The sequence below is a fragment of the Paenibacillus cremeus genome (assembly GCF_007786445.1).
Lineage (GTDB): Bacteria > Bacillota > Bacilli > Paenibacillales > NBRC-103111 > Paenibacillus_G > Paenibacillus_G cremeus.
On sequence record NZ_VNJI01000053.1, the window covers coordinates 21,641 to 44,138 of the forward strand.

Here is a 22,498-nt window from a genome sequence, read left to right on the forward strand (position 1 = left end):
ACTGGATAATTGTATATTTACTTGCCATATCTCTTCCCATACTCATGAAGCGATGTTACGGATGAGCCTTATGTGTGCAGATGAGGTAATCCGATCTGCTAACGGCGAGCCGCCATTACATCCCATACTTGCTATTTGAAAGTGGTTTTCACCGTAATTCCATAAACCAGTGGCGTAAACAGAGTTTCGCCAGGACCAACCAACTGCATTTTAATGCGGTTTAGTTTCTTAGTTGGATTGATCGAACATGTCTGCCAGCAGATTTGATAATGCTCCCAATCCTGTTCATAAGTCAGTTCTATGACTCGGAATGCGTTGACTGATATCGGGTTCATACGTGAACCATCGCAAAGCATACTTGCAGATGAAAAATCAATTCCATTTTTCAATTCAAACAAATCAGTACCACCGTCTTCATAAACAAATTCATAATTCATCACGGGATCGCCATACTTCCCTAGCGCGGGATATCCCTCGCAATAGGTTACATGCCCGAAGAAAAATACTTCTGAGACCATTTCATTCACAATAACCTCGGCACACTCATAATCCCTTGAGAAGACAAGCGGCTGCCCCTTCTCCAGGCAGACCGGAATCCGTCCAATGGATTCGATTTTCTGCGGGATCACAGGACCTATGCTTTTTACATAGCTGTGATGACCGGCGCGGGACCGGCGGGCTGTGTTTTTCAATACCTGTTCCCAAGCAAATTGCTGCTCGGAGGATTGCAGCAGATTCACCAAGCTCAGGGCTTTCATATTGCGGTTGTCGAACGGGAAATTCGGCTCGATGATCTTACAATTGCAAATCAACTGCGCAGGTGCGGAGGACGACATCAACGCAACCGGTGGCGCGGGCTCGTCGATCAGCCGGAATAAGTCGCTCATTTGATTGTACATTGGCTTTATGTTGCGTTCGTTATCCACCAGTCCATCGCTAAGCTGACCGTCAACAACACCAGGCAGGCCGCGGTAAAACTGGTAGATATCTTGGAACTGCCACCAGGCGATTCCTGCCAAATTCGGTTCGGGGCTGCGGTTATGCATAAATTTCACGAAATCCCGTTTAAATCCGTTGATCAGATTGACATTGTTATGGATAAACCAGCCGCCCCATTCGGTGAAGACCAGAGGTTTGTCCTTAAAACAACGGCAGGCATCCTCAACCGACAGCGGACGATCGCCGCCGATGTATTTAGGCCGGTATCCATAGGCGTGGTAGGTATAGAAATCGAGGCCCTGCTCATCAAAATAGTTCTTGGTGTCGTCTATGTCCATACAGTTTGCCGCTGAAACCAATCTTGTCGGATCCAGGTCACGACAGACCTTCTTCCCACGTGACGGATAATCGCCGGCAAAACGGCATTCGTTGAACAACAGCCAGAAGATCAGGCAGGCGCGGTTACGGTCGCGGTGAACTGTGCGCGATAAGATTTCCAGCGCCTTTTCTTCCATTCGCCCGCTGCGAAAATCCGACCACCACAAGCCCGGTTCCTCGCTGACCATAATGCCCATGCGATCGGCAACCTCAAGCGTGTATTCGTTATGCGGATAGTGAACCAGGCGCACATAATTCGCGCCAAGCTGTTTGATCAAACGGAAGTCACGCTCAATCTGCTCTTTCGAGAGGGTAAACCCTTGATGCTCGCCCCACATTTCATGGCGGCAGATTCCTTTCAAAACGGTGTCCTTGCCGTTTAGATAAAATCTTGTTCCGACTGCTTTAAATTCCCGGAATCCGATGGTTTCCGTTTTTCGGTCGACAATAGCATTGTTTTTCATCACTCTGATTTTCAATTCACAGATATTTGGCAATTCCGGCGACCAAAGCGGCGGCGCGACGGCATGAAAACGGAATGGAATCTCATTTCGTCCTTCTTTGATATCGATTCCTGTGTTACCTGATAAATAGACAGAGTTGTTATAAATGATTTCGTAGCAAACATCCGCATTGCAGGGCGTAAACGGATTTTCAATCCATACCTTCAATTCGCAGTCAGCCGCCGTGTAATCCCCGTTGAAATGCGTAATCCATTGCGTTTCCAAGACATACGCATCGTCATAGCAATAAAGGAAAACATCTCTCGAAATGCCGCCGTAGTCTTCCCAACCGCTTGTGGGGCCAAACTCCGCTGTGATGTCTTGCACCAGTACAGTGATATGGTTTGTGCCAGTTTTTATGTAATCGGTGATATCGAATTCATAGCGACAGTAGGGGAACATTTCACCGATATCGACCGAATTGACCCATACATGGCCTTCATAGTGAATTCCCTCAAACCGCAGCACTACTTTTTGATGGGTTGGTAAATTTAAAATCTCAAAGTCTTTTTCATAATACGCATCGCCAACACAATGATAGCACGATGGGACAGTAATTTTCTGATTTTGTCCGCCCGGGATGTGCCAATCCCATAGGCCGCTTAATAATATCGAAGTCTTCATTTATTTCACCCTCTTTCCTCATTTTATCTGCCTCCCATAACGTTTGCTAACATAAGCAAACAGCTTCTTTCTCATTGAAAGAAGCTCTTAAGCCCGACCCTGAAGACAAGTGAGGGAGTAAATCATTTTTACTTTTTAATTTCCTCAAGAGGCATATGGCGTCCGTAAAAGGTTTTTTCTCTTTGAATCGGAGCTGTCCATTTAACAGCATTGGCAATTACGCGATGAACATCTTTGTTGTGATAGGTTGGATATGTCTCGTGGCCTGGCCGGAAATAAAAGATTTTCCCTTGACCGCGACGATAGGTGCATCCGCTGCGGAACACCTCTCCTCCCTGAAACCAACTGACGAGGATTAATTCCTCCGGTGCGGGAATATCGAAATGCTCTCCGTACATTTCCTCCTCCTCTAACTCGATAAAGGGTCCAATTCCCTCTACGATCGGATGGGATGGATCTATGACCCATAGTCGCTCTTTCTCATCCGCTTCTCTCCAAAGCAGATCGCAGGAAGTGCCCATCAATTTGCGGAACAACTTGGAATGATGACCTGAGTGCAGTACGATTAGCCCCATCCCATTATGTACACGGTTACAAATGCGATCAACGACGTGATCCTGAAAGCCCTTATGATCTGCGTGTCCCCAATAAATAAGGACATCCGTTTGATCCAGCTTTTCTTGGGTTAAACCATGCTCAGGCTCATTGAAGGTCGCAAAACTAATCTCAAAGCCATCCTGGCTAATACCGTCAGCAATGGCTCCGTGTATGCCTTTGGGATAGATCCGGGCTACCTTCTCTTTTCTTTGCTCTACAAGAAATTCGTTCCAAATGGTTACTCTGATCATATAAGTCCTCCCTTATTATAATCGATTAAAATGATAAACTTCTCGTCACTCCGTCTTCTGATGAGTCTATGATCGCTTGCAGCACTTGTTGATTACGGTAACCGTCCATAATTGTCGGGACCGAAGTAGATTTCCTTTGCTCCAAATAATCCACAAAATCCTGCAGCATGGGCTTCACCGATTTCTCATCCAAGTGTATGACGGTCTCGGTTAGTTGTAGATTTTCGCCTGCTCTAAGCGTTAAATGAACTTCATTAGGCCGTTCGACTGAAATTCGGACCGTACCCAAATCGCCAAATAGGGTAACGTCAAATTGATTGCGTGTACCGATCGCATTTTTATGGGTATAAAAAGACCCCATCACTCCACCTTCAAGTACACACTGGAAGCCGGTAAAATCATCCACATCTACTTGGGCATACTCTCCAGTCCGCTTATCCATTCGGCGATCTGTAAACGTACTCATCATTCCAGACACCTGCGTAAATTCTCCAACAAAGAAACGTGCCGCATCTACCATATGTGAGCCTATATCCGCTAATATTCCTGATCCGGCCATAGCCTTATTAAATCGCCATGTGTACTCCTTATTAAACATAGGTGCGTTTTCCTCTTGCAGATAATGTGCAGCGATATGCCGAATACGGCCTAACGTACCATTCGTAACGAGCTGCTTCACGTATTGAAAGCAAGGTCTGTACCGATATGAAAATCCAATCATGCAGGGGATCGGATTTTTTTCATATAAGCTTACTAATTCGTCAGCCTCTTCCATGGTTCGGGTAAAAGGCTTCTCAGAAAATATAGGCTTGCCGTATTCAATCGCTAATTTTAAGATGTCAAAATGGAATTTATTCGAGACACCTGAAATGATAAAGTCGATTTCAGAATCGGCTATAATCGCTTGAAAATCGCTGTATCGCTTCTCAGGTGGTAAATTCAGACGATCCCCAACCTGTTCGACCGCGTTCGCATTCACATCGCATATGGCGGCAACTTTTGTATTGGTAATTTTCGCAAGATGGTTCATATGGGAAGCGCCGATAGCGCCCAAGCCAATAATGCCTACATTCCACGTTTTATTCGTCATCCTGCTCTCTCCCTTAATTGTGCTTTTCCTTATGATCTATCGTTGACACCGAATTTCGTTCAATAATTTTGCCTTCAACAATGATATTTCCAGAAAAATCACCTTGCAGCACACCTAATTGATGCATTAACAAGCGTACCGATTGAGCCCCTAGTTCCGATGGCTGCAAATCCATGCTAGTCAAAGCTGGATTCGATTGCACCATCATCGAGTGATCACCACATACCACGAATAAAGAGACATCCCCTGGAACACTGAGATTGAGATCCTTGAGCGCTTTGAGAACACTGAATGCGGTACGTTCATCATCTGCAATAATGGCGGTTACTTTCTTCTTCTGCTTACCGAGAATAAGTATTGTCTCTTCATAGCCATAATCCATATATTCACTTGAATCCAGGTCAGGCTTATGATGTATCATGTGTTCCTCAACGTCCAGCCCATGATCTTTCATTGCATGAATAAAGCTCGCTTTTCGATCGATGGACACGGTCATGAGTTCACTCGCATTCAAAAACATGATATCTTTATGGCCTTTGCTTATTAAATACTCGCAAATGTTGTACATGATCTGATGATTATCGTTATCTACGCTTGTAAAGTGTTCAATATTCTCATTCATCACGTGCCCTACAGTAACAAAAGGGATCTGTCCCAAATGCATTTGGTTGATACGTTCATCATTTGCTGTTGGCCTCATAACGACAGCACCATCGATCGGATAACTCGTCAAAAACGGTGTTTTGACCTCCTGTGAAGGAATGATATCTAGCAAAACCCTATATCCATAATAAGCTGCTTCCAGAATGACCCCGTTGATAAACTGCATATGAAACGCGGTAAAAAAGAAGCTGCCATATGGGATGGTTAATCCAATCGCCATTGTTTTCTTGGTAACCAAGCTTCTTGCAGTATGATTAGGGACATAATTTAATTGTTTAGAAACACGCATTACACGCTCTCTGATTTCGTCGCTGGTCGGTCTTTTTTGGCTAAAGACATTGGAAACGGTCCCTTTTGAAACCCTCGCCAGCCTTGCAACATCATCAATTTTTGCCATGTCCGGATTTACATCCCTTCATTACTGGACTACACCTCTTAAATCTAAATGGTCTGCATAATGACACGCCGCGTAGTGATTGTTGCCTATATGCTGCAGCTCTGGTTCTTGCTGAATACACTTGTCCGTCTTATACAGACATCTTGGGTGGAAGTGACATCCGCTCGGCGGGTTAGCCGGATTCGGCACTTCGCCTTCGAGTATAATTCGATCTTTCTTATATTCCGGATCAGGCTCAGGTACTGCAGATAAGAGCGCCTCCGTATACGGATGCTTGGGATTATCGAATAGCGCGTCCACATGTGCTAATTCTACGATTTTTCCCAAGTGCATCACGGCTACCCTATCGGATATGTTTTGGACAATAGATAAATCATGGGAGATGAAAATATACGTGATTTGCAGTTGCTTCTGCAGGTCTTTCAACAAATTAATAATTTGCGCTTTAATCGAGACATCCAAGGCGGACACGGACTCATCGCAGACGATTAGGCGAGGCTGAGAAACGAGCGCCCTTGCAATCGCGATACGCTGTCTTTGCCCTCCGGAAAAGGCATGAGGATAACGTCTAAGGTAACTGACATTTAAACCGGTTTTTTCTGCAATTAAAGTCACTTTTTCATCGAGTTCCGTTTTTGTCAGCTTAAAGTTGGCTTTCAGCGGTTCCGCAATAATATCATACACACTCATTCTCGGGCTTAGTGACGAATAAGGATCTTGAAAAATCATTTGAATGTCTTTTCTGTACTTCTTGAATTCCTTACCTCGAAGGCCCAGAAAATTAACCTGATCTTCAGATTCTGTGTGGTAAATGACTTCCCCTGAAGTGGCTTCCACGCCCCTCACAATACATCTGCCCAGCGTTGTTTTTCCGCAGCCTGATTCACCGACAATACTTAGCGTCTCGCCTTCCATAAGCTCAAAAGAGATATTGCTCAAAACACGAATGGAGGTAAGCTTATTAAACAGCTTTTTATCGGATTTCACATAAAAATCCTTATTTAGATTTTTTACAGCCAGTATCTTTTTTGTCATCCTTATTTCCCCTCACCTTCATCCGCATAAAGGAAGCATCTGACCATATGGTTATCGGATATTTGTGTTTTGGGTACGGCTCTTGTGTTGCATATGCCGTCGATTCGATCCTTGCATCGATCATAAAATCCGCACATGGGAGGCATATTGATCGGAATGGGAACCGTTCCTTCAATAGATTCCAGCCGTGCATTTCGATTTCCACCTAATCTCGGCATTGATCTGAGCAAGCCTTTTGTATACGGGTGTTTTGGATTTTTAAAAATTTCCCCCACTGTCGATTGCTCGACAATTTTCCCCAAATACATGACCGCCACTTCGTCGCACATTTCTGCAATGATGCCTAGATCATGCGTCACTAGCAAAATGGCCATGCCAAATTCCTTCTGAAGTCCCTTCATAAGCTCCATGACTTGCGCTTGAATCGTAACATCCAGCGCTGTCGTAGGCTCGTCGGCAATGAGCAATTCCGGATTACAAGACAAGGCCATCGAGATCATCGCCCGCTGACGCATACCGCCGGAAAATTCATGCGGGTATTGATTGAACCGCTTCTCTTCATCAGAAATTCCCACTTTACTGAGCATTTCCAGCGCAATCCTTTTAGCTTCTTTTTTATCCTTGGTGCGATGGATGAGAATCGATTCCATGATCTGGTTGCCAATCGTATACATCGGCGAAAATGCTGTCATTGGTTCTTGAAAAATCATAGCGATTTTTCTGCCGCGAATGGATCGTATCTGTTTGCCGCGTGGATTTAATTTTAACAAGTCCACGTTTTCAGAATCAGAATGATATAAAATATTGCCCGTGGCTTCGCACTCTTTGGGATTGATACTGATAATGGCTCTGCTCGTTAAACTTTTCCCGCAGCCCGACTCCCCAACAAGACCTAATGTTTTACCCTTTTTGATTTCGAAATCAACACCATCAACGGCCCTCATGAGCCCATTGTCCATCTGAATTTGTATCTTTAGGTCTTGAACGGAGAGAAGCGGCGCTTCTGCTTGTGAAGCTTGCGATGTCATACGGTCCCCTCGCTTTACTCTAATTTGTTATTAGATTATCTTTTGTATGGATCCGCAGCATCGCGTAACCCGTCACCTAAAAAATTAAAGGCTAATACGGCAATAACAACAAAACCCAACGGTATCAATTTCCATGGGTATAAAGCCACATTGTCGATATGTTGAGCTTCCTGAAGCAGAACTCCCCAGCTTGTGGCAGGCGAACGAATACCGAGTCCAAGGAAACTCATCGCTGTCTCGCCCAGAATCATACCAGGAATGGCTAGCGTCGTGGCTACGACCAAATAGCTGATAAAACCTGGGATGAGATGTTTCATAATAATCTTCGCATCGCTTACACCGGCAATTTTGGCAGCTAATACATATTCTTCATTTTTTAACGAGATAAACTTACCCCTGGCAATTCTAGCCAGACTGGTCCACTCAATAAATGCGAAAATAATGACAATATAAATATACATCGTCACTACAGGTACGCGCGGTGGTATTGCAGCAGATAGCGCCATCCATAGTGGAAGGGTAGGGAAGGAACGAATAATTTCAATGAGCCGCTGAATGACAGTATCAATCCAACCACCGAAGTAGCCGGAGATCCCTCCGAGCAATAAACCCAAGGCAAAGCTAATGGATACCCCAAGCAGAGGAATACTTAATGAAATTTGACTTCCTATGAGGATACGCGAAAATAAATCTCTCCCCATGCCATCTGTGCCAAATATAAATACACGTCCGGGTTCATCTACGCCAAACAAATGTATATTGGTTGAAAATAAGCCAAGAAGCTTATATTTTTCACCCTCAACAAAAAATTTGACGGAAAAGCGGACCTTCTCGTCAGGTTCAAATATTTTCCTTAACGTAACCTTGTCCCTGCCTGATTTTAAATCATATACCAATGGCAGAAGGTGAAACTTGCCTTCTGCATCTTTGAAGCTCAGCTTTGCCGGCGGCGCATTGACATATTTACTGTCATAGCTCTCTAAGCCATAAGGCGCTACGAATTGGGCAAAGATCGCCGTAATATAGAACAAGGCCAGTATAAACAAGCTGATCCGAGCTAATTTGTGCTGCTTTAGCTTACGATATATGAGACTCCATTGCGAACTGTAGTTTGCGTCGTTATTTTTTTTCCGCTTTAGTAGGCCCAGTAACTGTTTTTCTGCTATCGGTATCGTTTTCATAGATCACATACCTCTGAACGCTGTGCGAATTTTTGGATCCAGCCATGCCAATAAAATATCGGAAATTAATGTCCCTATAACCGTTAACACGGCCATGAACAATAACCATGTGCCAGCGAGGTACATATCCTGCGCTAATAAGGCGCTATACATGACAGGGCCTTGAATGGGCAGATTTAAAACGATTGCCGTAATCGTCGAACCTGTAAATACAGATGTAAGTGACCATCCGATGGTACTAACGATAGGATTCATAGCTGCGCGTGTTGGATATTTTAGCAATATTTTTGTTTCGGATAAGCCTTTCGATCTTGCTGTCACCACATTAGGTTTATTCAATTCGTCCAGCATTTGACCTCTCATCACACGGATCAGCTCTGCTGTGTTCCCCAGACCAATGACAATAACCGGAATGATCATATGCTTCAATAAGTCAAGGACTTTGTCCATGGACCAGGCGGCATTGACATATTTACTTGAAAAAAGACCTACCAGCGGATCCCCAAAATACATATAAGAGAGGTACATTAAAATAATAGCTAATAAGAAATGCGGTGTAGCCATGCCGAGAAAACCTAACGCTGAATAAATGTAGTCTGCGACTGAATACTGCCTTACCGCACAATAAATACCAATAGGAATAGCTATGGCGTACGTAAAAGCCATAGTGACGATAGAGACGATTAACGTCAACGCCATGTATTGTTGGATGACGGCCAAGACAGGCTTATTAAAGCTAAATGAATACCCAAAGTCAAAATGCAAAATAATACCTTTCATCCATACTAGATACTGGATAAACCATGATCGATCTAATCCTAAGCTTGCTCTCATTACATCCATATCATGTTGTGTCATAACTTCACCGGCCGAAGACATCTTCGCCGCATAAGTCGAAACAAAGTCACCGGGTGGGAGCTGAATGATGTAGAATACGATCATCGAAATGAACAGCACGACAGGTATGGCCAAAAGGATTCTTCTAATAGCATATTGGAGCATCCCGATCCTATCCTCTCCGGTTAATTCAAAAGTGCCTTTTAAAATAAGGATGGGGGAAGTTGAATTCCCCCATTATTATTTTAAAAACTAGCTTATTGTTTGATATAGAATTGAGCTGGATGACCGTGCCCAATACTGCGGAATTCATCTGCATAGACCAGGTCCTTAGGTACGTTACCCATTTTATTCGATACGACGAACAGCTTTGGTGTTGGGCCAGCATAGCCAATAACCCACTGATTCTTTTGATGAAGCTTAATGATTTCATTACTCCATTTATTAATTTCCTCTTTGCTTGTAGCTGCTTTGACTTTGTTCCAGTAGTCCAAAATCAACGCGACATCTCCATCGGGTTTAACGCCTTCTTTCCCTTTCGATTGAGTGTACAAGGCATAATGGCCGAACCATGGCGTCAATACTCGCAGAGGCACTAATGTATCAGGTCTTAAAGCTACATTAACGACAGAAATATTTTCTGTAGTTGCTGGAATCTTATTGGCATATTTGAGATCGTGGTGCGTACCTGCATCCACAACTTTTAAGTCCACCTTCAGGCCGACTTTCTCATAGTATTTTTTCACTAATTCCAGGAAAGGTGCTGTGTTCAAATCCTGCTCAATTATGGTGATCGTTAAATCAGAGCCGTCAGCGTTCAAACGGAAATTGTTTTTGTCCCGTTTCGTCAGACCGATTTCATCCAAAAGTTGATTCGCACGTGCTGGATCGAATTTAACCCATTGATCCGCCCAGCCCTTTTGGTATCCAGGTAAGCCTTCAGGAACTGAAGCTTGCTGAGGAACGCCTAAACCATTGGTATAAATCTCTGAAACTTCTTTGCGGTCAACCGCAACGGAAACGGCTTCTCTAAATCGAATATCTTGGAATAGCTTGCGCAGATTAGGATCCTCAATGGTCTGATTAAACTGAAGACCCGCGCTTGACCAGTTTGGAGTTGCCCAAGTAATTACCTGGTACCCTGCTTTTTTCTCATTTTCTTTCAGTACAGTAAAGTCTTTAACATCAAAATCAAGCAGATTGTAGTCGCCAGATAATGTACCAAGAACTCTTTGTGTTGCAGGATCCTGAATTTTAGTAGCGACGAGACGATCCATATACGGCAGCTGATTGCCTTGGGCATCGACCTTCCAATAATATGGATTGCGTTCCATAATAAATTGATCACTGTTCGGATCGTTCTTAGCTACCCAAGGTCGTAAAGTCGGAATTTGTGGGTTTACCCAGTAATAATAGCCCGTTGCAACCAAGAAAGATTTTACATCTGCATATCCCCATTGTTTTGCGATTTCAAGTGTCTTAGCTTCGCCAACAAACTCTGGCAGGATCGTTTTTTGGAAATGCTCCCCGCCCGGTGCCCAGAGCCATTTACAGTCGATCGCAACGCGCTCCAGGAACATGACGTTTGGATACTTATGTGTAACTTTAAAGGTGTAATCATCGACTTTAGTAAATTTCGCTAAAGCCGTTTCGCCTGTAACAGGGTCGACGGAGTAGTACGCATCATAGATTTTTTTACCGAAAGTCTCTTTCGTGACCATGTGCTCCCAATAGAACATGACGTCATCAGCTGTGAACGGCACACCATCGGACCACTTTATGCCTTGTCTTAAATGTATGGTATATTCAGTAAAATCTTTATTGACTTCATAGCTTTTGGCAACGTTTGGCTCAACTGTACTTCCATCCTTAACGAAACGGAACAGCGCTTCTTCCGTAGGCTGACCAACCGTCCAGCGATCATTAGGTCCGCCCCAAGGCATTTTCCATTCACCGCCGTACGTGCCGATCTCGTTTAACGTTTTCTCAACCATGATATCTTCCTTGACCGGCAAACGATCGGTTACCGGTTTCAAAGTACCAGCAGAGACGAGCTTAGCTAACATCGGAGCCTCTTTATAGCCTTCTATTTTCCCTGGTGCAGCTGCAGCTGGAGCTGGAGTAGCCGTAGCAGTAGCTGCTCCTGCTGCTGGCTTATCTTTTGGCTCACTGTCATTCTCACATGCCACAAATACAACTGCGAAAATCAACATCATCAGTACGAAAAATAACCTGTTATTTTTCAAGACGATTCCCTCCATAGTTGTAATTAACGATTCCATCTTTCTCTGCAAACTCTAAACACTGAAAATTATTATTTCACCCCCAAAGCAAATAAAAATTAAACCGATTTAAAGTAATAGTCTATTTTAAACCGGTTTAAAATGTAAGCGCTTTTATTGGAATCAAAAATAAATAACGCCCCACCTTCTATAAACCTATAAAAAGTCTCCTTTTTAAACCGGTTTAATAAATCCCAAGGTGTAAGCGTTATCATTACTGTTACTATATATGGATTTAAGAAATATTGCAATATCGTTTTTTCCGAAATTCAGGAAACTTTTCCAGATCAGAAAGATCAAAATATTGTAACATCCCGGGAACAATGAGACTGAGAGTGTCATAGGAATCGTAGTGGCGAGTTCGAATCCAATCTGCCATGCTGCTCATCCCATTCACCGCTTCAATACGAGTTACACGGGAATCCAACAGTGCGGCGAGGCACGCATATACGCCTTGACGTCCATCTGCATACAAGTGCAGGTTATCATTTTTCATCAGCGGCCAACACTGGTTGCCTGCATAATCATGTTCTGCAGTGCCCCATCTAACTGTAGATTGGTTTCTTGACCGTTCATAGTAACTATGTCGTTCTCCCTGTCCGACAGGATCCATTGAAAGTACGACTAGTGTCCCGCACGAGTAAGATATTGGCAAACGATCTGATATTCATCCGCGCATTTGGCCTGCTCAAGGTGACCACATAGAAACAATACTGCGCCACGCGGTGAAGTAATACCATCGGGAACATACAGATTCGATGTCACAAAAACATTCGAACGAGACTCGAAGATGATTTTCTCAATCCTGTACCCGTCGCACTGGATCGTCCCGACAATTTGGGGGCGGAGAGGAGAATCATTTGAAGGCAAGCCCCCCATCGATTCGATAAATTTTTGACGCATCCATGCATTACGATCCTCCAACTGTTCGATCGTTTTGATCTGATCGCGCGCCCGGTCTCCTTTCTCGAATGCTTCTTCGGAAAGCTGATAAATGAATGCTTTTAACTGACTTTTCACATCGTACAATCTAATAACTCTGTTTTCCAGCTCTTGAATGGACATCATCACGATTCTTTCCTTTCATCGGGATTGAAAACGCATCCAAATCTATCAATAGCTAGTCAAGTAATTTCACAGGCGAATGCCCTCAGGCATGAAACGATTGTGTGCTTTCAACAGCTTCTCACCCATTTCCTTAACCTCAGGATAAGAAAGATGGGAGCATAAGGGGTCGGAATACAGCGCATACAATGCTTTATCCCTGTCTCCTTCAAGCGCCGCCTCTACAATCAGATCCTGGTTCCTCACATGCGGCAATACCAGATTCAACAAGGGCTCTGGCAAATTCCCAACGGTCAATGGCGTAAATCCGAGGCTATTGACCACTCCCAGCGTCTCAACAATCGAATCTTTTGGAAGATTGGCGATTTGCCCCTTATTTGGAAGGTTCATCACATCGATGAAATCTTGCTTGCTTTCAAATGCTGCAATGATATCGGCCGCTGACTCCCGCGAACGTTCGGTTGTCACCGTTTCAATATCGGACAGATAAACGTCAAGCCTCTGCGTGTATTTCTGCCTTTGCATCCTTCGTCCTTCTATGGTTTTTCTCTTCAATTTGTAATTTGCAAGTCTTGACGGGTCCTGTGTCAGGTAATAGGGTAAAAATTCGGAAGTATGCGTGTCACCTACATAGGGAAGATACCCGTACGTTTGAAATAGTTCATTGGATACCAGCTTGTCAGGATTATAACCTGCCTCATCGTCATACAGTTCCTTGACTACTTCGGCAAACGACCTTCCGTTTAGCCTCTCCTTCAACAATGCGTAACCGTCTTCTCCCCTGATCTGCATATCTAACATCCAGAAGAAATGATTCGTTCCGCCGAAGCGTACCTTAATTTCGTTTTCACTTTCCAGTCCAAAAATACGCATCAGAACTGCATAGACTTCAAACAATCCATGGCAAAGCCCGACCGTCCGGAGATTGCTCACTTGATAGAATGTTTTGGTTAAAGTCGCCATTGGATTGGTGTAGTTCAAGACAACCGCGTTTTTGGAGTAGCGTTCAATGGAACGGGCTAATTCTACAAAAACTGGAATATTGCGTAAGCTTCTCGCCCATCCGCCGGGACCTACAGTATCTCCTACCGTCTGATAAATCCGATAGTCGTCAGGGATCAATAAGTCGTACTCCATCGCGTCAAGGTCACCGGTTGAGATTGTAATCAAGACATAATGGGCATCGGTTAACGCCTCACTTGCTTCTACAGTGGCATGGAAGCTGCATGACAGCCCCCTGTGACGGGCCAGCTTGTTCCCGAAGTCCGCCATCTTCAACCCGGCCTCCTGGTTCAAGTCATAAATCACATATTCGGCACTCTGCAAGCTCAAGCTCGGTGTCAGCAATAAATCATTGATTAGGCGAGGTGACCAATGGACGCTCCCGCCTCCTACTAATACGATTTTTATCATGCTTTTTCCCCCTGATTTTCGAATGTCACGTTTTTATTGAGTCGCTTACTAAAAAGAGTATCATTTTGAAGAAGGGGTGTCTTATTCTATTTCCCATATAAAGTTGCAATTTTGTACAATGCTGATCCCATGTATAATTGAATTGAACAATGAGGGGGCAGGCATGATGTTCTTTGCCGATTTCAAAATTGAACGGGACTTCGTGTTTAAAGAAAAATATGGAGACTCAGAGAGTCATGAGCTGCATTTTCACGATGTCTTAGAATATCACATATTGGTGGAGAACGAAGCGAACTTTCAACTGGCCCATAAGAAATACGACGGCACGCCGGGAGATGTTTTTCTGTTCCGCCCATTCGAGCCCCATTGGAATTTGGTCAAAAATGCAAAAATGCCCATACGCTGGATCAGTCTTTTGCTCTCTCCCTCGATTGTAAGGCTGATCCCAAACGGGTATAAGCTGTTAGCTCCGTTTTATGCCGTAGAGGCGATTTCGCCGCTCATTCCGGCCTCATCATCAAGCGCCATAGCGATTCATCAACTTGCAAAGATGGCTATTGAAGAAGAGAAAACAAAAGCGATCGGCTGGGAAGCGAAGCAATTTTTGCTCGTCATCGATATTCTCGTTCATACGCTGCGCCATGCTTCCAAGCGTGATGAATCCATCAGCTCCGCAGAACGATTCGACGACGGGATGGAGGTCTATCCCAGCATAATTCAAGCGATAGAATACATTTTGGAACACTTTACAGAAGAAATCGACGTAAATCACCTGCTTAAAATGGCAGGAAAGCGGCATACCGCTTTTTACCGAACGTTCAGATCTGTCACCGGGATGACGCCTAATATGTTTATCCACCGCCTTCGCATGCAGGCAGCCATCTATATGCTCGTCAACTCGGACAAGCGCATTACGGACATCGCGCACGAATGCGGTTACTCGTCCATTCATTACTTCAATAAACACTTCAAAGATTATAGAGGTGTATCTCCCCGTGAGTATCGGAAATCAAATGAAAAAAATTAGAGGTGATTGCTTAGTGAGAAAAAAAAGTTCCTCGTACGGGTCGTGGGTTTCACCGCTTACTTCAGAGCTAATTACGACACAATTCGTTGAATTATCTGGACCGTCTATGATAGACGGCAGCCTGTTCTGGGCAGAAGGCCGTCCGTTGGAAGGCGGGAGGGTCGTTGTGGTCTGCCGCACAGCAGATGGACGTGAATATGATGTCATTCCTGCGTCTTACAACGTTCGCTCGCGTGTGTATGAATATGGCGGGGGAGCATCTGTTTTCTTTAACGGTTATCTGTATTTTTCTAACTTTGAAGACAACCTTATCTACAAGCAGCCGTTAAGCGGCGAGGGCAAGCCTGTACCCATCACAACGGATTCAAATTTAAGATACGCTGACCTTGTGATAGACGAAGCGCGGAATCGCTTGATATGTGTCAGAGAAGATCATCGTCAAGAAGGGGAGCCGACGCTCTCTATTGTTGCACTGGATTGTAATAAAACCGGCGAGGGCGATGTGTTGGTTGAAGGGGCCGATTTCTACTTAGCACCTCAGATTAGCTTAGATGGAAAACGGATGTGCTGGCTTGCTTGGAATTTCCCCATTATGCCTTGGGACGGAACGGAATTGTGGATGGCTGAGGTGCTGGAGGATGGGCGTATTTCCTCGGCCTTTCATGTGGCAGGCAATGAGAAAGAGTCCATTTTTCAACCGATGTGGCATAGAGATGGATCGCTTTATTTTTCTTCGGATAAAACGGATTGGTGGAATATTTATCGCTATTCTGATGGACAAATTCAACAAATTACGAACGAGCAGGTTGATTTTGGGCTCTGTAACTGGCAATGTGGAACATCCATGTTTACATTTTTCGATGATGACACCATCGTTAGCTCGTATGCGAAACATAGTTTGTTCTATCTGGGGTGGATAGATATCCCAACTGGGAGGTTGAGAACACAGGATACTCCGTATACGTTTATTGGTTCACCGATAGTCTATAATGGAAAAATTTTGTTGAATGCTGCCTGCTCTACGACACCCCACCGTATCATTTCTCTTCATCCAAACACAGGAGAAATCGAGACGCTTGTGACTTCCAATCGAATTCAACTGAATACGGATTACTTGTCCACGGCAACGGTGATTGACTTTCCGTCCAGAGACGGGTGGATGTCACACGGTCTGTATTATCCGCCGACGAACCGGGATTTTGAAGGAGGAGAGAACGAGCTTCCACCGCTGCTCATCACCGTTCATGGGGGCCCAACGGGCATGACTTCTCCAGGATTTCGTTGGGATATTCAATATTATACCAGCAGAGGCTTTGCAGTGCTTGACGTCAATTATCGCGGAAGCACCAGTTATGGTCGGTCATATCGCGACGCCCTGAACAACAACTGGGGGACCGCTGATGTGGAAGATTGTGTTGCAGGTGCCCTGTATTTGGCGAATACGGGGAAAGTAGATCGAAGGAGACTCGCAATTACAGGTGGCAGCGCTGGTGGATATACGACGCTTTCGAGTTTGGCATTTTCTGATGTTTTTGCCGTAGGTGGCTGCCACTTTGGCATCAGTGACTGTGAGCTATGGGCTAAAGAAACGCATAAATTTGAACGACGCTATCTAGACGGATTGATTGGCGAGCTTCCCGGTCAGTTGGAGCTATACCATCAACGTTCTGCGTCTCATGCGCTGGAACGATATCATTCACCGCTTATTATGTTCCATGGACTTGAAGACAAGGTAGTCCCACCCAATCAAGCTCAAATCATGGCTGATGGATTAAAATCACGTGGACTACCCGTTTCATATCTCACATTCGAAGGAGAAGGGCACGGCTTTTTAAGAGCTGAAAATTTGAGACGAGCATTAGATGAACAATTTCTCTTTTTTAGCTGCCACTTGGCTTTTGACCCATCATGACCCTCCTAAGCATCACGTTCCGACGAATAGTGGATTTGCCAAGCCTATGCTCGCCTCCGCTGTACAAATGCACAACGGAGACCTAGCAGGCGATGAACTTCTTGATTTGAGGAATGTCACGCTTAAGTCCGGAACCGTCCTGCCGCCAGCTGCAGCTCCTCTGCGGTACGGCCCAGCGAGTGCGCGGATTGCGAAATGTCCTGCATCGCAGCCAGCTGCTCTTTGGTCGTCGCAGCCACGCCCTGGCACTGCTCGGATGAGGCCGAAGCCGTATACGCCATTTGTGTCACCGACGCCGTGATTTGCTCGCTGCTGGCGGACATTTCCTCCGCGACAGCGGCAACCTCGCAGATCTGCTGATTTACACGCTCGGAGCTGCTTACCAACTCCCTGAAGGATGCGCCGGCGGCTTGAACCTTCTCCACGCCGATTCCGATCCGCTGCATGCTCGTATCCATGGACTCGGCAGTATGCTTAATATCCTGCTGAACTGACCGAATCAGCTCGGAAATTTGTGTCGCAAATTGCCCTGCCTGTTCGGACAGCTTGCGCACTTCGGAGGCGACGACGGAGAATCCGCGTCCCTGCTCACCGGCACGTGCAGCCTCGATCGCCGCGTTTAAGGCAAGCAAATCAGTCTGCGATGCGATCTCGGAGATCATGCGTCCAACCTCGGCGATTTCTGTCGAACGGCTGTTCAGATCTCGGATCCCTTCGGAAGAGACGCTCATCGCTTCGCGCACAGCGGTCATTCCCCCCATCGCAGCTTCGATATAGCGCTGCCCGTCCTCCGCATGACGCAATGCCTCCGAAGCCATCTCAGCCACCGTGCTGGAAGCCTCAGCCGTTCGCTGAATGCCTCCGGACATTTCGTCCATCCCCCGGCTGCATTCCTCCGAGCTGCGCAGCTGGGTATCCGCGGACTCCGTTACTCCCTTCATAGAGGCAGCGATTTGCCTGGAGCCTTGAGCCGTCTCATCAGCGCCCGCGAGCAGCTGCTGCGAAGAGGCAGCCACTTGAGCTGCAGCCCCCTGCAGCTCAAGGATCATCGTGCGCATCCGGCTGACGGTGATCCGCAGCGATTCCACCAGCTCGCCGATTTCATCGCGATTGCTCACCTCAATGTCCCCGACCTGCAAATTTCCATCCGCCATTTCCCGGAGAGCCTGGGAAACGCGGCGCACAGGTCCTGCAATGTTTTTGGTAATGTAGTAAGCCAGCCCCATCGAGATCACCAGAGAAAGAATGATCATCACCCAGGTAAACTTAAGGCTGGAGGTATAAGTTCGCTCACTGTCCATGCTTGCCGATTGAGCGCCATTATGATTCAATTCGACCAGCTTACTGACCAGCTCCTGCATTTTTTTAGAAACCTCGTCCCACTTTTGCAGGGTTTCTTTTTGCTTAGGCCCATTTTTGCTGCCGTTATTCACCGCCATGACCAGCTCGCCGTGAATTTTCATCAGCTCGCCGATCTGCTGCTTCATATCTTGGAAGAGCTGCTTTTCCTCCTCGGAGCTAATCGTCGGCTCATACGCGGTCAGCTGATCGTCAATCTGCATGGCCGTTTGCGTTACCTGCTGAATGTACGCTTGCTCGGCAGCCGGCTCGGTGGTCGCCATCAAGCTTAAATCGGTCGTCTTCAGCAGCTGGGTTAAAAAATCAATCCGATTAATCGATTCGACTCCGGGAAGCCAGACATGGGTCACCTTACTCGTAGCGGCATTGATCGAATGCATGTTTCGAACGCTGATAACCCCCGAAATCAGCATCAGCAGAACGACACAAGCAAATCCCAGATACAGCTTATTCCCAACCGTCAACTTCATCTTAGTTGCCCCTTTCATAACAAACGTATGTAAAATGTTGGTCGATCATCGACAAAACAGGTTTATTATAGCGCCACCGGGAACAAAAGACTAGTAACAAGCATGGGAAAAAGGTCCTGTTTTTTCTCAGTGTTCAATATATTGTATGATATCTAAAAAAATGACAAGCGAGGTCAAAGAAAACCGACGCACGCTTGTCCATTTCTTGGTATGATATAGGTTTGGACTCTTATTTTCATACGGATTAAATGATAAACCTGCAAATGAGCCGATTTAGCGTAGATGCCATTTCGTTAAGCTCGTTCGCCGCAGCCGCATTTTCTTGCGCCCCTGCCGACGTCTGTTCCGTGACAGCGGACATACTTTGCACGTTCAGCAGCAACGTTTGTGTTTGTCGCGATTGCGCATTGCACGCTCCGGCAATTTCATCGATACGCGAGGACGAATCCGACACGACCGACACAATATTTTGCAGCGCCGCTTCCACCTTAAATGTCATTTCGCTGCTCCTTCTCATGGCGGACACGGATTGCTCCGTATCGCTTTGAATGATGTTAATGATGCTGCTGATGTTTTGGGTCGCCTCGCCGCTGCGTTGGGCTAGCTTTCCTACCTCGTCTGCGACCACCGCAAAGCCTCTGCCCGCTTCCCCCGCTCTCGCCGCTTCGATCGCCGCATTCAGGGCAAGCAGCTTCGTTTGTGCGGCAATATCATCAATGAGGACAACAATATCGTTAATTTGCTGCGATTTCGAGGACAGCTCGTTAATATGTACCGCCACTTCGCTCAGCTGAGATAAAGTGGTCGTAAGCACCAGGCTGCCGCTGTTGGCGGCTTGTACGGCATCTGTTGAGGCGGTAGACATTTTGTCGGCATTTTGTGCCACTTCTTCGATGGAGCTTACCATTTCCTTCAGCGAGTGGTTGATGCTGTCCATCGAGCTCGCCTGCTGCTGGTTGCCCAATGCAATTTCATTTGTGCTTAACGATACCTCTTCACAGCTCTGGGTAAGGCTCCGACTAATCTGTGCAATTTGGCCGATCAAGCCGTGCAAGTTAGCTACCATCCGGTTGAAGGCCTCGGAAATCGAGCTGAACTCATCTCGTCCCTTCACCGGCAATCTGACCGTCAAATCACCATCGCTGCTCGCCAGATTCTCGATCGAATGATTCAATTGACGAAGCGGTCCCACAATGCGGATGAATAAAGCCACCAAGCTTGCTGTTAATATGACGCCCAGTACAATCAGCGAAGTCGTCGTCATCGAAAGCCAGAATGTCGCTGTAGACCGGGCCTGCTCCGTTTCATTGGTAGCCCTGCGGTTCATTTTCTCTTGAAACGCTTCAATCGGCGTCATAATCAGCTTTTTGCTCTTGTCGTATTCCGCATCAAACATAAGCTTTCGCGCCCTATCCAAATCACCGGAGGCCACGGCTTTGAACGCGTTCGTTTCTGTCTGGATGAGATTATCGGAGTTTTTCTTGGCCTGCTCGATCAGATCCAGTTCCTCTTGCGGCGCCCGGAGCTCCTTGAGACGACTCACGACCATGTCTCTCGTCTTCGTTTCGTTTACTTCCTTCATATAGTTGTTATAATGCGCTTGGTCGCCGAAAATGGTGTATCGACGGGCTTCGTTCGTTAAATAGTCGGAAGCGTTGGCAAGCGTGGTGCCTAGCTGTTTATATTCCACCTGTCTGCTTACTGCTGATCGTTCCGCCTTGAAGCTGTTATTCAAGTTAACGACACATACCATTGAAACGACTAATAAAGTTAAACAAACAGCACCCACCGTTTTTAATAATGCGGCTACTCTCATTCCTTGCCCCCACCCTCTCTGCCTGCAAAGTTAGTAAAATTGTAGCTTATAGATGTTAGGGCTTTTATAACGCGACTGTTAAAAATGTTTGTTAATGTCTCATAAGTATTAAACAATTCCAGTTGTATTAAAAAAATCCCGACAACGCCAGGTTGCCGGGAGCAGATTTTGCGATATGGAAGTTATTTATTATCTGCTGCGATTTTTTTGCTCACGTCTTCCTCGGCGGTCCGGAGTGCGGTATTCAGATCTGTCTTGCCGAGCAGCATGTTGCTGACCTGAGCCTTAACCGCATCCTCGACGTACGTATCGTACTTGGTCTTTGGAGCAGCCGGCGCAAAGTTGTTGTAGAACACGGCGTTCTTGATGTTTTTATCCTTCATCTGGGTGTCTTGGCCGAACACTTGCTTGATTGCGTCATTTTTGAGAATCGTAATGCCCCCGGATTTGGACAGTTGTGTCTGGTATTCGTCGGTAATAAACAGCTTCGCCACTTCCAACGCCTCGTCCTTATGCTCACTGGTCGACGTAATGAACATGTAGCTCGGGTACGATTGGCTGCCCTGCTTCGGATTATCCTTAAACGTCGGAAGCGATACGACATCCCAGTTCATATCCTTGGCCCACGCGTTGTCGCCGTACAGGAAGCTGAACATCCCCACGTTACGGGCTTTGGAAAACTCGTCGATGTAAGGCACCTTGTACCACTGTTTGCTCAAGTCGGTCAGCACTTGACGGTAGCCCTCCGCTTGCATCGGCTTCAGCATCGTTTCTTGAATTAGTTTTCTCCAGTTGTCGTTATCCAGCGCCGCCGTTTTGGTTTTGGCGTCCACATCGGCGAGCGACAGCGGATTGAGCCTGATAAAATGGTTGATCGAGGTCGAATAGCCGACATAGGGGGTTCCGCCATCCGTACGCGTAAGCTTCGCGGACAGCTCCGCCAGCTGATCCCACGTCATGCCATCTTTCGGATAGGGCACACCGAATTTATCGAAAATGTCCTTGTTGTACATCAGAACGAGCGCGCTGTTGCTGATTGGAAGTCCGTACAAGCCTCCCATCACCTTCACCGCATCGATCGTCGTTGGCTCAAATCGGCTCAGGTCGACGTTGTGCTTTTTGACGAGATCGCTGATGTCCTGGTTGAGACCAATGTCGAGCAGCGAGCCCTTCAAACCGATCTGACCGATAGAGTCGATAAAAATATCGATTTTCATCGAGCCGCTGCTGATCATTTCGCCCAGGTTCACGTTTTTATCTTTAGGAATGAATTTCACCGTGACGTTCGGAAGCTTCTTCCTAATATAGTCTCCATACTGCGCTTGGAACTGGTCCTCCGGAATTCCGCCGTTGTGATAAATCGATAGTTCCACCGGCTTCATATTGGCCGCCTGCGATGCGCTGTCTGTCGGTGCCGCCGCTCCGCCTGCCCCCGCTTCCGGTTTCGTGCTGGAACAGCCGGATAAAACAGCTCCAGCCAGCAGCATGCCAGCCAATGCGATAGGATACTTTGCCATGGTGATGCCCCCTTGATTATCGATGATTGATTTATGAAATCGATTTCATGTTGAATTATAGATTCCATGCCGATTTGTTGTCAAACGAATCCGCCATTTCCGTATTTTAACAAC

The 22,498-nt window shown here is 46.1% G+C and carries 16 protein-coding genes; 2 read left to right on the plus strand and 14 right to left on the minus strand.

The window, feature by feature from the left end; translation table 11 throughout:
- Window positions 1-131: 131 nt before the first annotated feature.
- The 11 genes from FPZ49_RS28670 to FPZ49_RS28720 all read right to left on the minus strand — a co-directional run bounded on the left by FPZ49_RS28670 (window position 132) and on the right by FPZ49_RS28720 (window position 14,283).
- Window positions 132-2,444, minus strand: a complete 2,313-nt coding sequence (locus tag FPZ49_RS28670) for a glycoside hydrolase family 2 protein (protein ID WP_144853726.1) — start codon at window positions 2,442-2,444, stop codon at window positions 132-134.
- Window positions 2,445-2,572: 128 nt separating this feature from the next.
- Window positions 2,573-3,292, minus strand: coding sequence for a ThuA domain-containing protein (locus tag FPZ49_RS28675; RefSeq protein WP_144853728.1), 720 nt, complete (start codon window positions 3,290-3,292; stop codon window positions 2,573-2,575).
- Between the two features lie 25 nt (window positions 3,293-3,317).
- Window positions 3,318-4,382, minus strand: coding sequence for a Gfo/Idh/MocA family protein (locus FPZ49_RS28680; RefSeq protein ID WP_144853730.1), 1,065 nt, complete (start codon window positions 4,380-4,382; stop codon window positions 3,318-3,320).
- 13 nt (window positions 4,383-4,395) lie between these two features.
- Window positions 4,396-5,442 carry a LacI family DNA-binding transcriptional regulator gene (locus FPZ49_RS28685; RefSeq protein WP_144853732.1) on the minus strand — a complete coding sequence of 349 codons (1,047 nt, stop codon included), beginning with the start codon at window positions 5,440-5,442 and terminating at the stop codon, window positions 4,396-4,398.
- A 21-nt stretch (window positions 5,443-5,463) separates the two neighbouring features.
- A complete protein-coding gene (locus FPZ49_RS28690) occupies window positions 5,464-6,477 on the minus strand; it encodes an ABC transporter ATP-binding protein (protein WP_144853734.1) in 1,014 nt (337 codons plus the stop codon).
- A gap of 2 nt (window positions 6,478-6,479) precedes the next feature.
- Entirely contained in the window at window positions 6,480-7,505 is a 1,026-nt protein-coding gene (locus FPZ49_RS28695; protein WP_144853736.1) for an ABC transporter ATP-binding protein, read from the minus strand.
- 35 nt (window positions 7,506-7,540) lie between these two features.
- Window positions 7,541-8,686, minus strand: coding sequence for an ABC transporter permease (locus FPZ49_RS28700; RefSeq protein ID WP_144853738.1), 1,146 nt, complete (start codon window positions 8,684-8,686; stop codon window positions 7,541-7,543).
- Between the two features lie 3 nt (window positions 8,687-8,689).
- Window positions 8,690-9,688, minus strand: coding sequence for an ABC transporter permease (locus FPZ49_RS28705; RefSeq protein WP_144853740.1), 999 nt, complete (start codon window positions 9,686-9,688; stop codon window positions 8,690-8,692).
- 92 nt (window positions 9,689-9,780) lie between these two features.
- Window positions 9,781-11,769 carry an ABC transporter substrate-binding protein gene (locus tag FPZ49_RS28710; RefSeq protein WP_261381671.1) on the minus strand — a complete coding sequence of 663 codons (1,989 nt, stop codon included), beginning with the start codon at window positions 11,767-11,769 and terminating at the stop codon, window positions 9,781-9,783.
- Between the two features lie 660 nt (window positions 11,770-12,429).
- A complete protein-coding gene (locus tag FPZ49_RS28715; protein ID WP_144853742.1) occupies window positions 12,430-12,873 on the minus strand; it encodes a hypothetical protein in 444 nt (147 codons plus the stop codon).
- Between the two features lie 66 nt (window positions 12,874-12,939).
- Window positions 12,940-14,283 (minus strand): family 4 glycosyl hydrolase, encoded by a 1,344-nt coding sequence (locus FPZ49_RS28720; RefSeq protein ID WP_144853744.1) that lies wholly within the window; start codon window positions 14,281-14,283, stop codon window positions 12,940-12,942.
- Between the two features lie 163 nt (window positions 14,284-14,446).
- On the opposite strand from FPZ49_RS28720, the gene FPZ49_RS28725 reads away from it, so the two are divergent.
- Together FPZ49_RS28725 and FPZ49_RS28730 are read left to right on the plus strand one after the other, a co-directional pair.
- Window positions 14,447-15,310 (plus strand): AraC family transcriptional regulator, encoded by an 864-nt coding sequence (locus FPZ49_RS28725; RefSeq protein ID WP_186446155.1) that lies wholly within the window; start codon window positions 14,447-14,449, stop codon window positions 15,308-15,310.
- Entirely contained in the window at window positions 15,279-17,222 is a 1,944-nt protein-coding gene (locus FPZ49_RS28730; RefSeq protein ID WP_144853748.1) for a S9 family peptidase, read from the plus strand. Before FPZ49_RS28725 ends, FPZ49_RS28730 begins: the two co-directional genes overlap by 32 nt.
- Window positions 17,223-17,344: 122 nt before the next feature.
- On the opposite strand, the gene FPZ49_RS28735 is transcribed toward FPZ49_RS28730, so the two are convergent.
- From FPZ49_RS28735 to FPZ49_RS28745, 3 genes are all read right to left on the minus strand, one after another.
- On the minus strand, window positions 17,345-19,051 hold the full coding sequence (locus tag FPZ49_RS28735) for a methyl-accepting chemotaxis protein (RefSeq protein WP_186446157.1): 1,707 nt from the start codon (window positions 19,049-19,051) through the stop codon (window positions 17,345-17,347).
- Window positions 19,052-19,295: 244 nt separating this feature from the next.
- Window positions 19,296-20,867 (minus strand): methyl-accepting chemotaxis protein, encoded by a 1,572-nt coding sequence (locus FPZ49_RS28740; RefSeq protein ID WP_144853752.1) that lies wholly within the window; start codon window positions 20,865-20,867, stop codon window positions 19,296-19,298.
- 182 nt (window positions 20,868-21,049) lie between these two features.
- Entirely contained in the window at window positions 21,050-22,384 is a 1,335-nt protein-coding gene (locus tag FPZ49_RS28745; protein ID WP_144853754.1) for an ABC transporter substrate-binding protein, read from the minus strand.
- Between the last annotated feature and the right edge of the window lie 114 nt (window positions 22,385-22,498).